At 48.5% G+C, this 16,957-nt stretch carries 14 protein-coding genes; 12 read left to right on the top strand and 2 right to left on the bottom strand.

What is annotated here, in order from left to right; all coding sequences use genetic code 11:
• The 12 genes from Q4Q52_RS05655 to uvrB all read left to right on the top strand — a co-directional run bounded on the left by Q4Q52_RS05655 (nucleotide 1) and on the right by uvrB (nucleotide 15,477).
• Nucleotides 1-456 (top strand): DUF1320 domain-containing protein, encoded by a 456-nt coding sequence (locus Q4Q52_RS05655; RefSeq protein ID WP_311990045.1) that lies wholly within the window; start codon nucleotides 1-3, stop codon nucleotides 454-456.
• Entirely contained in the window at nucleotides 456-899 is a 444-nt protein-coding gene (locus Q4Q52_RS05650) for a hypothetical protein (protein WP_311990044.1), read from the top strand. Before Q4Q52_RS05655 ends, Q4Q52_RS05650 begins: the two co-directional genes overlap by 1 nt.
• 28 nt (nucleotides 900-927) lie before the next feature.
• Nucleotides 928-1,674: a hypothetical protein gene (locus Q4Q52_RS05645; protein ID WP_311990043.1), complete on the top strand. Its 747-nt coding sequence runs from the start codon at nucleotides 928-930 to the stop codon at nucleotides 1,672-1,674.
• A 119-nt stretch (nucleotides 1,675-1,793) separates the two neighbouring features.
• A complete protein-coding gene (locus tag Q4Q52_RS05640) occupies nucleotides 1,794-5,720 on the top strand; it encodes a tape measure protein (protein WP_311990041.1) in 3,927 nt (1,308 codons plus the stop codon).
• Nucleotides 5,717-6,082, top strand: a complete 366-nt coding sequence (locus tag Q4Q52_RS05635) for a hypothetical protein (protein ID WP_311990040.1) — start codon at nucleotides 5,717-5,719, stop codon at nucleotides 6,080-6,082. The genes Q4Q52_RS05640 and Q4Q52_RS05635 overlap by 4 nt, the downstream gene beginning before the upstream one ends.
• Nucleotides 6,083-6,109: 27 nt before the next feature.
• Nucleotides 6,110-8,584 (top strand): hypothetical protein, encoded by a 2,475-nt coding sequence (locus tag Q4Q52_RS05630; RefSeq protein ID WP_311990039.1) that lies wholly within the window; start codon nucleotides 6,110-6,112, stop codon nucleotides 8,582-8,584.
• A gap of 11 nt (nucleotides 8,585-8,595) precedes the next feature.
• Nucleotides 8,596-9,543: a hypothetical protein gene (locus Q4Q52_RS05625; protein ID WP_311990038.1), complete on the top strand. Its 948-nt coding sequence runs from the start codon at nucleotides 8,596-8,598 to the stop codon at nucleotides 9,541-9,543.
• Nucleotides 9,536-9,835, top strand: coding sequence for a hypothetical protein (locus Q4Q52_RS05620; protein WP_012586819.1), 300 nt, complete (start codon nucleotides 9,536-9,538; stop codon nucleotides 9,833-9,835). Before Q4Q52_RS05625 ends, Q4Q52_RS05620 begins: the two co-directional genes overlap by 8 nt.
• Complete coding sequence (locus tag Q4Q52_RS05615) at nucleotides 9,835-11,625, top strand: hypothetical protein (protein WP_311990037.1); 1,791 nt, start codon at nucleotides 9,835-9,837, stop codon at nucleotides 11,623-11,625. Before Q4Q52_RS05620 ends, Q4Q52_RS05615 begins: the two co-directional genes overlap by 1 nt.
• The gene (locus tag Q4Q52_RS05610; RefSeq protein ID WP_076500504.1) at nucleotides 11,622-11,843 is read left to right on the top strand and encodes a hypothetical protein; all 222 of its coding nucleotides are present in this window, start codon (nucleotides 11,622-11,624) and stop codon (nucleotides 11,841-11,843) included. Before Q4Q52_RS05615 ends, Q4Q52_RS05610 begins: the two co-directional genes overlap by 4 nt.
• Before the next feature lie 145 nt (nucleotides 11,844-11,988).
• Nucleotides 11,989-12,750 (top strand): DNA adenine methylase, encoded by a 762-nt coding sequence (locus Q4Q52_RS05605; RefSeq protein ID WP_311990036.1) that lies wholly within the window; start codon nucleotides 11,989-11,991, stop codon nucleotides 12,748-12,750.
• A gap of 720 nt (nucleotides 12,751-13,470) precedes the next feature.
• Nucleotides 13,471-15,477: an excinuclease ABC subunit UvrB gene (uvrB, locus tag Q4Q52_RS05600; protein ID WP_311990035.1), complete on the top strand. Its 2,007-nt coding sequence runs from the start codon at nucleotides 13,471-13,473 to the stop codon at nucleotides 15,475-15,477.
• 76 nt (nucleotides 15,478-15,553) lie between these two features.
• On the opposite strand, the gene rrtA is transcribed toward uvrB, so the two are convergent.
• Entirely contained in the window at nucleotides 15,554-16,150 is a 597-nt protein-coding gene (rrtA, locus tag Q4Q52_RS05595) for a rhombosortase (RefSeq protein ID WP_311990034.1), read from the bottom strand.
• Complete coding sequence (gene queC, locus Q4Q52_RS05590) at nucleotides 16,147-16,869, bottom strand: 7-cyano-7-deazaguanine synthase QueC (RefSeq protein ID WP_311990033.1); 723 nt, start codon at nucleotides 16,867-16,869, stop codon at nucleotides 16,147-16,149. Before queC ends, rrtA begins: the two co-directional genes overlap by 4 nt.
• Between the last annotated feature and the right edge of the window lie 88 nt (nucleotides 16,870-16,957).

Below are 16,957 nucleotides of genomic sequence, written 5' to 3'. Positions count from 1 at the left end.
ATGGCCGACTTAGCCATCACAAGAGCCATGTACGCCACCCCTGACAACATGCTGAGTCGCTTTGGTGCGCAGGACTTAATGCTGCTCACCGAGCGCGAAGGCAGTGTGCCAGGGGAAATCAATTTCGCCTTGCTTGAGCAAGCATTGCGCGATGCGTCTGCCGAGATTGATGGCTATATCGTGGGCCGTTACACCTTGCCGTTAACTACTGTTCCCGCCGTATTGGAGCGTAACTGCTGCGATATCGCCCGTTACTTCTTGTATGGCGATAAAGCCCCTGAACAAGTCGAGAAGCGCTATACCGCTGTGGTGAAGTTTTTAACCGCTGTGAGCAAAGGCGATATCAGTTTGGGGCTAGCTGATACGGGAGAAGTCGCTAGCCAAAGTGAGTTAGTGGTCAGTATCGAAAGTGCAGGCAGCGTGTTTGGCCGTGCATCGTCTAAGGGGTTTATCTGATGTTTGAAATTAAAGATAACTACCTTGCTGCAGGTGATGCGCTGACTCAAATACTTGAGCCATTAGTGACGAGCCAGAAGCTGAAAAAGGTCTATCAAGCCAATGAGCTAAGCGAAGTGGATGAGCGCAGCCAAATCACCCCCGCCGCCCATGTGTTGTATCTGGGCGATACGCTGGCGGATACCGCACAAGGCGGCAACACCAGCCAAATTAAGCAGACTTGGCTTGTGGTATTGGCTTGCCGTTTATCTATCCACGAAGGCCAAGCAGGTGAGTTATTAGTCAGTCTGTTAAACGCGATTGTGGGTAAGTCCATTGCGGTGGATGGTCAGATGCTTGGCCCCTTTGTGCGCGTTAACAGTCCCGTTAAACCCCGTTTCACTAAAAGCCACGGTTATTACCCCGTGGCCGTGAGTGTGCAACTGAGATTCAAACCCAGCTAACCCAACAACTTAATATGAGGAAAATCCTATGAATGGATTATTAGTCGCAGGCAACTTCTTTGTTGACCGCTTAAATGCCCAAGGGCAATCAACGGGGATCATTGGCCCCATTAACACCACTAAGCTCGCGATCAAAACCGATGCCGAAGAAAAGGTACGTGGCAGTAAAAAGAAGGAAAGCTATGGCCAAGCCTTAAGCGTGGTGAAAATTTCTAAGCCTGTTGAGGTGGAATGGTCCTTCGACGATCAACCCGCCGAACTGATTGCTATGGCACTGTTGGGTGATACTCAAGTGCTGAACACGGGCAGCGGCACCTTAACTGATGAGGCCGTGACCTTGCCTGATAATCAGCGTTGGATACAGCTACCTGAAAGTAACTTTGCCGCCCTCGGTTTTGTGGTGAAGAAAGACGCTGCCACCTTAGTGCTGGGCACTGACTATGAGGTGAACTATGCCCTAGGGCTAGTGCGCGCCGTAAAAGGCGGCGACATAGAAGCGGGCGGCGCGGTGACAGTGACAGGCCAACATAACGCCATTAGCGGCACCCTCATTCGCGGTGGCATTAACGCCCAAACCCGTGCGCGGATCTTCGGTGAAGGTACCAACTTAGAAACAGGCAAGCCGATTAAGCTCGATGTTTTCGACGCCAGCTTATCGCCTACGGCTGCGATCGATTTTGCCGCCAGTGAGTTTGTGAGCGCCACCCTTGCGGGTAAAGCCCAGTTAGTCGCGGGTAAGGATCATCCGTTCGAGTACCTAGAGCTGGATGCGTAAGCGGTTTTGCTTAACCCAAGGGTATGGCCGTACTCAATTGCCATGCCCTTTAATCCCCATTTAACCGCCGTTTAAACACCGATTATTTAGATACTAACGAGAGCATTAACGAGATAGCCATGGCTGATAAAACCTTAGAACTCGCCCTGCGGATCGTGGCAGAAGCCACGGGCAAGCAACACATTGCGGCTTTAGTCGATGAGCTTAAGCGCATCGGCACCGAGTCGGATGCGGCGAATCCTAAGACGCAGGCGCTCGCTGATGAACTCGATGGTGTGAGTGATGCCAGCAAAGCGGGTGCGAATCAAGTTGATGAACTCAAAAATAGCCTTGATCCGTTAAGCGACCAGCTAGACCAAGTGGCCCAAAGCGGCCGTAATACCAGCAACCAAACAGAGCAGCTCACTAATGACCTCAAGCCTTTAGCAACTGGGCTTGATGACGTAGGCGATAGCAGCCAATCGACCAGCCAAAAGGCCAATACCTTAGCCAATAAGCTCGATGAGCTGGCTAACCAGCAAGACCTGATCAACACCTTTAAGCGGTCACGTAATGAGCTTGAACAACAAGAGCTTGCTGTCACTGCCGCTGCCTTAGCACTGCAGGACTTAAAGCAACGTGCCAGCCAAACAGATGCGCCTTTTGTGCAGCTGGCACGCTCTATTGATGTGGCAGAAAAAGAGCTGGAGCAAATGCAGCGCGAGTTAGCGCAGCAATCATCCAGCCACACTAAGCTGCAAAATGCTCTGTCGAAATCAGGCATTGACTACAACAACCTGACCACAGCGCAGCGCAAGTTAAGTGCTGAATTTGACGGCACTGGCCGCAATGTCGATAAGTTTGCTAATCAGTTAGATAAGGGCAATGCCAGCGCCCGTGATCATGCCAGCTCCCTGCGTGGTGTGATCGGCCAAGTGACCGCTTTAGCAGGGGCTTACTTAGGCTTTGACCGCGTGGCCCAAGCGGTGAAGGACATTTTTGCCACGGGCGATCAATTTGAACGTCTTGGCGTGCAAATGAATGCCGTGATGGGCGGTTTTGAATCTGGCAAACAAGCCACCGCTTGGGTAAAGCAATTCGCCATCGATGTGCCACTGCAACTGAACGAAGTCAATCAAGCGTTTGTGAAGGCCAAAGCCTTTGGCCTTGATCCGATGAACGGCACCATGAAGGCGATTGTGGATCAAGCCTTTAAACTCGGTGGCGGTTTTCAAGAGGTCGAGGGGATCACCTTGGCACTCGGCCAAGCCTGGGCAAAACAGAAGCTACAGGGCGAAGAGATCCTGCAGTTGATTGAGCGCGGCGTGCCCGTATGGGACATGCTGGCTAAGGTCACGGGCAAGAACACCACCGAACTGCAAAAACTCAGTGAGCAAGGCAAGCTTGGTCGCGATGTTATCCAAGGCTTGATTGATGAAATGGGGCGAGCCGCTAATGGCAGTGCAGCGGCGCAGATGGCCTTGCTCAGTGGCCAAGTATCAAACCTCAAAGATAACCTTTCATCCTTCTATGATCTCGTGGCTCAGTCCGGTGCACTTGATTGGCTCAAGGGCCAGATCAGTGAGTTGAATCTTGAGTTTGCCGCCATGGCCGCTGATGGCCGTTTAAAGGAATGGGCGCAGCAAGTCAGCGACACGATCGTGAGCATTGGCTCAGCGGTGCAAGATGGCGCGGCGATGCTTTACCACTTCCGTGATGAAATTGGTTTTGTGGCTAAGGCATTTCTAGCGTTAAAAGTCGGTAGCTATTTTAGTGATGTGATCACCGGAGCCAATGCCGCCATCGGCGTGATGCGTCTTTACACTGGCGCGATCATGGGTACCACTGCGGCGAGTGAGGGCGCGGCCTTAGCTGCTGGCAAACTTAAAACCGCCTTGGCAGCAGCGGCTAAAGCGGGTTTGTACTTAGCCCTGATTAGTGAGTTGATAGAGGTCGCTCGGGTATACCAAGAGTTATTGATTGCTGAAGAAGCACTGGCAAAGTCTAAACGCGCTGCCGCGTCTAGCGCCAAACAGTTGGAGTACTCACTTAAGGATCTCAGTGAGCAAACGGGCGTAGCCTTTACCACTATGGCCGAGTTCAACAAGGCGGTAGACGAAGGCAAACTGATTTATGACGACGCCACTGGTAAGTGGAAGAACGCCGCTAAAGCCATGCAAGAAGTCAAACAGGCTGCGGTTGACGTTGTTGAGCCGATTAAATTAACGGTTGAAGAAGCGCTGCGCCTGACCTTTACCTTAAGCGAACAAACTAAAACGCTCGATGGCGTTAAAGGTGGTATGGGCGGTTTCATTCGCCAAATTGATGCCGCCTTAGTGCCGTTAAAAGCGGCGGGGGATCAATACGAAGGCCACGTTAAGTTACTCACGATACTGCGCGCCAAGTTTGAAGAGCAGCAAACCTATCTTGATGCCACGGCTAAGGGTACTGAGGCATTGGAACAAGCCTATAAGGACTTAGGGCTGACCAGTAGCAATGCCTTAGAACAGGTGAATTCTAAAGCTGAAGCGGCCTTTAATCTGATTAAAAACAACCGTGAACCTATTGAGCAACAAAAGGATGCGTTTTTAGCCTGGGCGAAAGCGGCATTAACGGCCGCTGAAGCGACGGGGGCTGCGGTCCCCGAAACCTTGAAAGCGCAAGCCGCTACCCTTGGGCTAACCAAGGAACTGAGCGAGCTGACTGCAAAGCAATACGGCTATACAGACAGCGTGAAGGAACTTTCACCCGAGCAAGCCAAGCTAAGCCGCGCGGTTGCTGACACCGAAGCCCGTTTGAAGCAATGCCGCGATGTGATGAACAGCTTGACGGTATCGAGTAAAGCCAAAGCCAAAGCGCAGCAAGAACTGATTAGTTTACAGGGCAAGTTGAGTGACCAAACTAAGCAGCTGAGTGAGGTGCAGGCACTCGAAGCGGCTAATTATGAACAGATAAAAAGTAAGTATGCCGCGGTATCTGACGAGATGTTAAGGCTCGAACAAGCCTATAAAGACGGCGGCATCACGGCGGAAGAATACCTGCGACAAAAAGAGCGCCTGGTCGAAGTGCTCAGAATATTGCAACGCTTAATGGGCGGCTTGGAAGATGGTGAGCAAGAGACTGACGAACAGGTAAAAAAGACCACTAAAACCTTAATTGAGCAACGCGAAGAACTTGAACAGTTAGAGGAAACCACTGGCCGCGCCACTGAGTATGTCAACCTATTTGCGGGTGCCTATGCCCACTTAAACAAACAGTTCAATTTTAACGAAGATAGCACCGAAAAACTCAACGCCCGCGTCGAACAGTTGACTAACAGCATCATGAATAATATGCGGGTGAATACCGGCTTTTGGGGTGTGCTGGCGCAGCTTAGTAACCAAGCCTTTATTCGCGAAAAGCAGATCATCAATGAAACCTTACTGACCCGTAAATGGACTGAAGAACTTGAAAGCTCCAGCATTAGCCTCGATCGTGTCAATCAAATTAGCCGCGAGGCAAAGTGGAATATACGCGAGCTAGGCGACGAAGATCTTAAGCCACTGCAAGCGGCCATTGATGCTACCCGCGATCGTATTCTCGGCCTGCGTGACGATATCAACGCGACCTTGGACAGTCTCAAAGATGAGATGGATCAGCTCAACAATAACCAAGCTGCTATCGAGAAACGCCGCTATGAACAGCAACAGGCTGAGCTTAAGGCGCAGCTCGAAGCTGCCCGCACGGCTCAGGATAAAGAGTCCATTGCCAGTGCGGCAGAAGCCCTGCAACTGAGTCAGCAAATCTACGCCACCAAACTAAAACAAATCGAAGCAGAGGCGGCAGAACGTAGCGCGCAGGCGAACGAGCGCGAATCAAGTAGTACAAGCACTGCGACTAATCCCACTCGCAGTCCCGTAAGCCAAACAACTTCGGCATCTGTGAGCAATCAGAACACAGGCGGCAGCGTGCAGGTGTATCGGCTAGAGCTAGCGATGCCCTCGGGCAATGTAGTGAAGGCCGATTTGCTTGATGAGTTTAAGCAGTTGTTTTTGCGCGAACTAGAACAGATTAAGGCCACCTCATGATCACCTTAGACACGCTTCAATTACCGCACTTTATTTGGCTTAACCGCTTTGGTTATACGCCCTTTGTGAGCAGCACTGAGTTTGCTCTCGATGGCTCGCAGCATGTTGAAGTCGCCGCCAAACAAGCGGGCCGCCCTGTGGTGTTATTTAGCGATGCAGAAACATTAGCGGTGTTTAACGCCCTTGAGGCCCACGCCAATTCAAAGGGCGCGACCAGCTTTAACCTGGATATCAATGGCACTGCATTAACCGTGATGTGGGACTACAGAGAACAGCCCATTAGCGGCACGCCAGCGATCAATTACAGCGATACCGACCCCGACGAAATCGAGGCCATCACCTTGAAGTTAATCACCGTTTAAAGGCCATTTACCTATTGTGAGAGTGCTATGACTATTTCCCGTTTAGATTTAAAAGTATTTAAACCCGAGTTACTGGGTTCAAGTAATGAGGCTGGCGGCCAACGGACTAAGAACGCTGTGCAGTCAGGCTTGCTTAACGAGCTATTTTCAGCGATATCCGATATCGACCATGCCCAATCCAGTATCGACATTGTAAAAGCGTTCCCTGCGCTCGATACGCCAGACACCAGCACTTTGATTGATGCACATGTGTTTATCAGTGAGCCACCGATAGACCCATTAGTTAACGTATTCATGATCGAGTCTGCCGCGCTGGATGATGAATCTCGCATGACAGATATGAAAGAGATCATTGAGTCGTCAGTCACTGCAGGGGAATTGATCCGTGAAGGTGGTCCCGGATTCCTTGTGAATCAAAACTCATTTTCCTCGGATTACCTGCAGTCGTCTTATCGCTTTAATGATCGCGACTATTGGAAAACCACTTATCTGCAGGTTGGCCAAGTGATCTGCATCACCGTGGAATATCCTGGTATTGAAAACGTGGCATGGCCACGCAAAACCCATTTTTGTAAAGTCACTCGAACCAGCATAGTGAATGGCGCTGTGGGTACCGTAGTATTTGACCCACCGATCACCTTTGCAACACCAGAACCAGGTTTGCAAATCAATGGCCAGAATAAATGCACTCGCTTGCGATTATCTAACACTGCATCCCCATTGAAATTCCACGGGGTAACTAAGCTGACTGCCGCCGCCAGCGGGGTAAATTTAGCTGTGGGCGCGACTCAATTATCGTTACTGCCTGCGATTACCACCTTAGCGCCAAAGCCAGGCAATACCATCACGGGTGGCAGTGATAACGGCGATGCCACTGTTAGCCAAGTGATCCGCAAAGTGATTAGCCAGCCAAGCGCAGTAGGGACGTATAGCTATACCTTCACGACAGCGGATTTACTGATAGATACTGATGTTGTCACGGCAGTTTCTACCGATCCTTATGGCGTTTTCGGCGGGAGTAATTCATTAGTTCAGTCGATTACTGTCGGGACAGGTAACGTGACCGTTACGCTGCGGCCTGATGTGCGCTTTGCCTATAATCCCACTGTCTCGCTCTATTATGTTTCTGCGTACAAATACAGTATTTACTCAAGCGCTAATGCATTCCCAGCCAATAAGCAGCTAACGGTCGGCAGTATAAAAGGCCGCGCTGTGTTTGCTGATAGTAACTATGTGCCTCAGGACGTATTTGAAAATGTGAATAGCGGTATCGGTAAGCTCTATGACACCACTGAGTTGCTGGCGACCATTGATTATTTTACGGGTGTCGTTACCAAGCAAACGGTCAGCCGTGGTGGTTTTGAATTGACCTATTCAGGTTTAGTTGAATCAACCACTGCAGCGGCTGCAGGCGATACTACGGCTAAATTTGCCCTGAGTGTGGCTAATCCATTGTTAGAGAGCTTTTACGTGCAGGTTGAACGGATATCCGACCACGCCATTATCAGCGCCTCATCTGACAACCAAGGCGTGATAACGGGCAGTGGCATTAGCGGCACTATCGTAGATGGTTTGGTTGAGCTGTTATTTACCAATCCGGTGGATTTGACCACACTGCGCTATGACATTACTGACCAATTGCGCCAGCTACCACCCGCCGAGATTTACGGGCTCAACCCACTGCGTATCCCCAATGATGGCATTGTCGATATGTTCAGACGATGGGGCACAGTTGCGCTGTCTCATACCCAAGTGCAGCAAGTCACAGGCTCTGTCGGCACAGTGTTTACGATTCGTGAAAATGCCCAGTTTGTAGATATTACCGATGCCAATGGTGCCAGCCTATGGACCACTAACAATGACCATTTCACGGTAAACAAGGTGGCCGGAACGGTCACGATTAACAGTGATTTTACGGGGTTTACTGCGCCGTTTGTGCTGAGCGATACCATTATGGAACTCGGTCTAGTGTCATCGTTTTCAGGCAATAGCGTTGTGTTGGCTAAGCCCTTAGCCCGTGAGTATCCAGCAGGTACCACACTAGCCAGTGTGCAAATCCTTGGCGACCTGCAGGCGCGTGTTGGCAGAGTGCGGGATATGACCGCATGGGCCAACAATTGGGACATCGATGGCGATCCAGCAACGGGCAACGTGAATGCGGTTGACTATCCGTTTGAAGTCAAAAACACCACTGCAGTGAATGAAGATTGGGTATTGATTATGACCTCAGCCACCGCCTTTCGTTGTGTTGGCCGCCGTCTTGGTCAAATCGCCGCAGGCGATACGCTGAATGATTTTGCACCGATTAACCCACTGACAAATGCCCCGTATTTCATTATTCGCTCAGGCGCATTTGGCGGAGGTTGGCAACAAGGCGAAGCGATTCGTTTTCGCACGTTCGCGGCCTCAAACCCAATAATGTTGCTGCGCAATGTGCAGGTTGGCCATAGTCAAATCACTACAGATAAAGCCGTATTGTCATTTTTCGGCAACGAGTCATAGGAGCAATTGCAATGGGATTACCAGTTACTGTTTATCGTTATACCGATGAGGGCGCCCCGCAGTTGGTTAATGCCACTTCGTCAGAATGGATTAACATTCTAAAAAAAGTGTTGGTTGAGGGGTATGGTTCTATGGCACCACTTGGGTGGACATTGGAATTTGAAAATGCAGCCGCTTTTAAAGTTGCGTTTCGCAACACCACAACTGACGGGGGTAGTGGCGGTTATTTTCAATTTAGTGGTGCCAACTCGAATAATGTTACTTGCCTCATGTGGGCCAGTGCAGGCATGAGTGATCTCGATGCATTCATCAAAGGAGTGCCGTACCGTGCTTTGACTCAGCAATCGACCCATAGAGGGTGGGAAATTATCGGTACATCAAGGGGATTCTATTTAATCTTACATCAGACTAATAAGATGACAATGTCAGACGGTAATGGCACCAGTAGCTATATCAATTTTCAAATGTATTTCATTGGTGACGTTGAGTCGTTTTATGCAAATGACCAAAGCACTTTTACTTTGGTTAGTGGTACTGGTGGTGGCAATACAACAGGTAATATGGGCGTAAACAATAACGTTAAATATGCACGATTTTATGATGTCGATGGTGGAAACGGTGGAGTAAAAGAATACAATACTTCCGATCCGTTCACAGGCAATAACAATATTACAAGTTATAATCTCAATGCTGAAACGTCAGGTATTCAGCACATATTATCACCACTACTACTGACCATTCCTTATAACTCAACAGATCGTAACGGTGATGCTGCGGCAAACAGCATGATTAGCCCAATGGTGAGAGCCAAAATACCTGGTATGTATTCCTCATGCTTTATGGGGTACAGGGATGAAAATTGGCCGATTGATCTGCCGATGAATGGTGTTATGCATACGCTATTAAGATCGAATCTTTCCCCGCATCTTTGGATTAATACGGAGCAATGGTATGACTAAAATTATCAATGTTTCTGCAGCAAAAGATAGGACATTCGCTCAGGCCATGGTTGAAGTTGATGCCGATGTTAACGCTGAACGAGTGTTGATTATTGATCGTTTAAGTGGTGAAACATATCAAAATTTCAAATTGCAAAACAATAAAGTGATGAAATTTATTGTTCCAATCCAACACAGTAATACTCACTCCTTACTGGTTGGGATATTAGATGATGATAACGTTTATAACTCTGAAATAGTTGATGGAGTTAAGGCCGAATTAATTAATGGCAACATTGTGAATGTACGCTAATGACAGCCATCATTTTAAGATTTACTAAGCCTTGGCCTAATAAAACTTCACCGATAAAAATCCGGTTTGGTGATGACCCTATTCCTGAGTTACCAGACCCGCCTATTCGTGTTGGCAGCATAGGTATGCTTTGCGGTTTGGTAATGGATACAGGCCAAAGTATTAAGCAGAAAATTAGCCTCATTACACGTAGTCAATCACACGGCACTCATGCACTTTTTGCATGGGAAAGCATTCTTCTAAAGCAGCAAATCAGCATGTTATGGAATGCCTCGCCACCATTAGCAGGAGAAACGTTCGCCATTGAGTGGCAATGGAATACGTTGGTACCTTTTCAACTTGATATGAATTGGTTGGTACCAGAGGCTCATAGTCAGCAAGCTATGAGCAGTTGGATAGTGCCAGAGCTGCAGCAGACAGTGCTTGGAATGCATTGGTCACAAGCCGCCGCCAAGAGCCAGCAAATTAGCGTTAAACTGCATTTCGGCGAGCAACTAGCGACTGAGATAGCGCTTAGCTATACCAACATTCAAAGCCAAGGTGATAATAAGACTGTGGCATGGGCTCCTCATGCGGCGAGATGGGTATGTTCCAGTAAATACGTACCGCCAGTGGGTAAGGTCACGCTGCGCTTTAGCGAACCTTGGATTAACTCAACTAGCCCAACACAGCTTAGATTCACGGCCTCACCGAACGTGTGCTACTGGGACGATGGCGGCGGCCTCATTGATGCCAACCCACCGTTGCCTACCATTGATTTTAAGATCCCCATCGAACCGCAAATCAGAAGGAGTTACCTCATGCAGCCTCAAATAAGTTGTGTTCGTGTGAGTGACGGCGTTGCTTTGGTGCTCAAATCAGTATCCATTTCCCAGTCCCGCTCGCAATGGGCCAGTAGCGGAAGCTTAGCGTTTTCATCCCGTATTGATGCCGAGCGTGCCGCTAATGAACTACTGAAAATAAGCATTAACGGCTATGACTTTTACCTGCTTTGTGAGTCTCCCAGCGAGTCTAAAGCCTTCGGTAAAACCAGTTATAGCGCGACAGGTCGAGGCCGTTTAGCAACTCTCGCAAGCCCGAACCGAAAGGCCATCAATTATGTGAATGTGGTATCCCGCAGCTTTATTGGTTTGATGGTCGATATTGTGGCCAACACTGGGTGGACTGTCGCCAGCCAGATCACCGATTATCCCGTGCCTGCAAATGCCTTTAGCTATGCTGCTAAAACACCCGCAGAAGCCATTAACATGATGGCAAATAGCATTGGAGCCATGCTCGATGTGAACGATGAAACTCAGACTATAACCGTGATCCCTCAGTGGCCCGTAGTGCCTTGGAATACCGCAAGCGCGATCCCCGATGTGATTTTGCACGATGGAGTGATCCTCGAATTTAACGAGCGTATCGATATTCGTCCCGATGCTAATGCGGTGTTTGTACGTGGTGAACAGCAGGGCGTGGCGGCGAAAGTGAAACGTTTCGGGACCGCTGGTGACAACTTTGCTGCTGATATAGTGGATAAATTAATCACTGATAATCAAGCCGCGAGAATGCGCGCAACGGCCGAGTTAGCCAACGCAGGTAATAAGGTGCAAAACAGCATTCGCGCTAAGGTCATGGCGGATTTGCCACCCATGCGACCAGGCATGTTAATTGGGGTTCGCAAAGGTGCCGAGGTGTTTAAGTCAGTGTGTGAAAGCTTCAGCATAAGCGGCAGCGTTAATGAGTCAACGGGGATAGTTACAGTGAATCAGACCGTCACGCTATTGCGTAATGAGGCCATGGCATGAGCAACATCTATCAACGCTTAGCGAACCTAAACCCTAAGCCTCAGCGCAGTGTTGCCACTGTGATTAACGTGACGAATGGCACCACGACAGTGCAGCACGCCGATGGCAGTTATCAGACTGTTTTGGGGGACTCAGTTGCCAGCGGAAAAGTGTATATCGTTGATGGTCAGATCCAAGGCCAAGCCGCCGACCTGACTTATGTTGAATTAGAGATTTAATAAAAGAGAGCGGTCTAGCAATGCTACCAACACTGCTAGACCGTCAACACACAGGATTACACCCTGTGAGCCAACCAAGGCTCCCTCACCGCGTCGACACGGCGAACCGAGCCTAGCATAAAAAATCCTAAAAAAGGAGGCTCACATGCCAAAACCGATTATCCCTTGGATGGGCGGTAAGCGTAGATTAGTTAAGCAGATTTTACCGATATTCCCTGAACACCATACCTATGTTGAACCCTTCTGCGGCGGCGCTGCAATGTTCTTTAGCAAGGACGAGGCGAGGGTGGAGGTGGTAAACGATATGAATGGCGATCTCGTCAATCTTTATCGAGTGATTAAACACCATTTAGAAGAGTTTGTAAGGCACTTTAAATGGGCTTTAATTAGCCGTGAAGAGTTCCTATGGCAGAAGAATACTAACCCTGAAACACTGACTGATATTCAACGAGCGAGTCGCTTCTACTATCTGCAAAAACTGGCCTTCGGCGGTAAAGTTTCCGGTCAGAACTTTGGGTGTTCAGCGTCTCGACCCGCTGGCTTGAACTTGTTAAGAATTGAGGAAGATCTCAGCATTGCTCACCTACGCTTGGCGAGAACCTATATCGAGCGATTGGACTGGGCTGAGTGCGTAAGGCGATACGATAAGCCAGAAACTTTGTTTTATTTAGACCCTCCATACTGGAATACAGCAGGTTATGGTGTAGAGTTTGGATTAGAGCAATATGAATTAATGGCTGAACTTGCTAAGTTAATAAAAGGTAAAATGGTTATCAGTGTTAATGACATACCAGAAATGCGCGACGCATTCGCTGGGTTGCAAATGAAAACACTAGATATACGATACACAGTTGGAGGCTCACAACGCTCTTCAGAGCAGCAAGAACTGCTTATTTGGAACTGGTAAGCCAATGTATTAACTAGGTAGAAAAGACTCAATAGCTCCCGTTTTAGGGGGCTATTGAGAAGTTTATCAAATTGAATGAACCCATATTTATCAAACTAAGTAAAGCACTTAGTAATAAATCAATCACTAATTATCAATCTAGGTGAATTGGTTTATCAAATTTCGTGGCGCGCTACAGTTGCAATTAGTGAAATTGATACAAGTAGCAACATTTATCAAATGTAATTAAATTACCAAATGTTGACTGGCTGTTATTCAGTGGCATGACAGCCTCCAATCCCGCGTGGTTTCTAGGTTATTTCGACTTATCAACAAAATCTGTGGATAACCCTGTGAGTTGTCCTAATAAACGGCCGTCAAAGCCTTGGCGTATGGGCGGCGGACTTAAAATGCACTATTTTGGGGTTCAAAAATAAATATAAGCATTATCAAGTGCATACTAAAAGCAAGTGGTTTTTATTGAGGGGGTAAATCAGGTTGCAATTTTGTAATCTAACGAAATTGATTTCTTGTGTATTAAATTGGCATTTTTGCTTAGTTTGCGGGTGTTTTGTAAGCAAAAATCGTTGAAAATGACTTGGTGTAAAAGTTTCATGTTGCTTCCACTAAATTGTCATCTGGTGGTGTTGCGGCGTAATGAATGGCGACAGTAAGGATAACTGTGGAGCTTAGTCGGTGACTTGATTAGAATGGGGCGACTCATTAAAAGGATATGTGCGCGTGTCAGAATCTGTTTTTCAGCTTGAATCGCAATTCGCCCCCGCAGGCGACCAACCTACAGCGATAGCCAAATTAGTCGATGGACTCGAAGCGGGTTTAGCTTGCCAAACCTTACTTGGGGTGACGGGCTCAGGTAAAACCTTTACGATTGCCAATGTGATCCAAAAGTTAGGTCGCCCGACAATTATCATGGCGCCGAATAAAACCTTGGCGGCGCAACTTTATGGCGAGATGAAAGAGTTCTTTCCCCATAATGCGGTCGAGTATTTTGTCTCTTACTACGATTACTATCAGCCAGAAGCCTATGTGCCTGCATCTAACACCTTTATTGAGAAAGATGCGTCAGTAAATGCCCACATTGAGCAAATGCGCCTGTCGGCGACCAAGGCGCTGTTAGAGCGCAAAGATGTGGTGCTCATCGCCTCTGTGTCGGCCATTTATGGTTTGGGTGATCCCGATTCCTATTTAAAAATGTTGCTGCATCTGCGCCAAGGCGATGTGATGGGGCAGCGTGATATCTTAATCCGTCTCAGTGAGTTGCAATATACGCGTAATGATATTGAACTGCAGCGCGGCACCTATCGCGTGCGTGGAGAAGTGATTGATGTTTTCCCCGCCGATTCTGAGCGTAATGCCATTCGTGTTGAATTGTTTGACGATGAGATTGAGCGTTTAAGTGAGTTTGACCCGTTAACGGGCCATATTATTAAACGGATAGCACGTACGACGGTTTACCCTAAGACTCACTATGTGACGCCGCGGGAAAAAATTATCGCCGCCACTGAGTTCATTAAAGAAGAACTGCGTGAGCGAAAACAATATTTACTCGATAACAATAAGTTAATCGAAGCGCAGCGTATTCATGAGCGAGTGCAATACGATGTGGAAATGATGGTGGAGTTAGGTTACTGCTCCGGTATCGAAAACTACTCGCGCTATTTGTCTGGCCGCGCTCCTGGGGAAGGGCCGCCAACCTTGCTCGACTATTTGCCCGCTGACGGTCTATTAATTATCGATGAATCCCATGTGACTGTGCCGCAAATCGGCGCTATGTACAAAGGTGACCGTTCCCGTAAAACCACATTGGTGGAATACGGTTTCCGCTTACCGTCTGCCTTAGATAACCGACCGCTCAAGTTCGAAGAGTTTGAGCAATTGATGCCTCAAACCATTTATGTGTCGGCGACACCGAGTGTCTACGAGCTGGAAAAAAGCGAAGGCGAGATTGCCGAGCAGGTCGTGCGGCCAACGGGTTTACTCGATCCTGAATTAGAAGTGCGTCCTGTTGGGACTCAAGTGGACGATTTATTGTCCGAGATCGCCAAGCGCGTTGCTGTTAACGAGCGGGTGTTAGTGACGACGCTGACCAAGCGTATGTCGGAGGATTTGACCGAATACCTCGACGAGCATGGTGTAAAAGTGCGTTATTTGCACTCGGACATAGACACGGTTGAACGGGTGGAGATCATCCGCGACCTGCGATTAGGTAAGTTTGATGTGTTGGTTGGGATCAACTTATTACGCGAAGGCTTAGACATGCCAGAAGTGTCATTAGTGTGTATTTTAGATGCGGATAAAGAGGGCTTCCTGCGCTCAGAACGCTCGCTCATCCAAACCATTGGCCGCGCCGCGCGTAACGTTAATGGCAAAGTAATCCTCTATGCCGATCGCATTACCAATTCGATGGCGAAGGCCATTGGTGAAACTGACCGCCGACGTGAACGCCAGCGCGCGCACAACTTAAAGCACGGCATCACACCTAAGGGCGTGGTTAAACGGATCACCGATGTGATGGATGTTGATGACGGCCGCGACAGTAAAGCTGTGTATGGCAAAGTGGCTGAACCTAAGTCCCATTACCATAAAGCCGATGCGACTGAGTTGAGCCATCAAATCGATCAGCTTGAGAAGAAGATGCACGAACATGCGCGCAACTTAGAGTTCGAACAAGCGGCGGCGATGCGTGATGAAGTCAAGCATTTGCGGGACTTGTTGATCAAGGCCTAGGTTAACCTTAACGCTAAAGATTAAAAAAGCCGTCCAGCAATCATGCTGCGACGGCTTTTTAATGTCTGTCAGTGAATTAAGCAGAGGCTTTTACGGGGCTAAACTTTAGCGTGATGAAAACCGCTAAAGCACAAATCAGCCCACAGATTAAGCCAACCAAATGTGCCTCGGTTGCCACGCGCGCGCCTATCATGGCGGTGACATCATTGCTGGCGCCATAAAGCTGTTCGTGGCCGACCTTGATGATAACGCCAAGTAACAGCAGATAGCCTGAACGTAGCTTGCGGACAATATCCTGCACCGCGCCGAAGGCGAATAAGCCATGCAACATACCGCTTAAGCCGACATAACCGAGTAATTGCGGATAGCCTAAATATAAGCCTACACCTTCGAGTAAACATAACACCAGGAACAGTGCGCTTAAGCCTTTGAGATGGTAGTGGAAATGATGCAAAAACAGTACAACCCACAGCCCTGCAAGGTTCATCAACAGGTGCCACTGATTGGTGTGTAATAAATTACCGCTGATTAAGCGCCACCATTCGCCATCAGCAATGGCACTGCGGCGATAGGCGAGCAGGTTGTCGACAGCGGGACTGGCTAAGCCTGCGACATACAAACCCGTACATATCAAACTCACTATCAGCGCAACCCAATAGGGACTGCGTGTCATGCCTTAGGCTCGTTAGCGTCGAGTGAAGCCATGACTGCGGTTTTATCCTGTAGATAATCGTCCAACCCCCGTTTACGCAGATGACAAGCTGGGCAATCGCCACAACCATCGCCAATGATGCCGTTATAGCAAGTGAGGGTGTGGTGGCGTACCAGTTCGAGTTGCGAATATTTATCCGCCAGCGCCCAGGTTTGTGCCTTATTGAACCACATTAAGGGCGTGATGATCTTCAGTTGTTTATCCATGCCTTGAACTAAGGCAGATTCCATCGCTTTAACAAAATCGTTGCGGCAATCTGGGTAACCAGAAAAGTCGGTTTCACACACGCCGGTGATAATCGCCTGCGCGCCTAATTGATAGGCATAAATGCCCGCAAGCGTTAAAAACAGAATATTACGGCCAGGCACAAAAGTATTCGGCAGGCCATTTTCCATCAGCTCATGTGAAACGGGAATCGCATCACGGGTCAGCGCCGATATCGCTAACTCATTGAGTAAGGTGACATCCATGACTTTATGGCTGGTGATCTTCAAGCGTTTGGCTAAGGATTTGGCGACTTCAATTTCTTCGCGATGACGTTGACCGTAGTCAAAGGTGATCCCGTGTACTTCATCGTACTGGGTTAGGGCTTGGATAAGACAGGTTGTCGAATCTTGTCCGCCACTGAATACCACCACTGCTTTGGACGCTAAGGGTTTTGACACTAAGCTCGTTGACATAAAGGATTTCACTTAACCGTAGAACACTTATAAATAGGCCGTTAGTGTAACTCAGGCCATAGTCCTTGCAAACTCTGGCGATCTGCAT

The organism is Shewanella sp. SP1S2-4, assembly GCF_031932075.1.
GTDB lineage: Bacteria > Pseudomonadota > Gammaproteobacteria > Enterobacterales > Shewanellaceae > Shewanella > Shewanella baltica.
The sequence above is the reverse complement of the archived record's forward strand: the minus strand, read 5'-3'. Positions and strand labels throughout refer to the sequence as shown.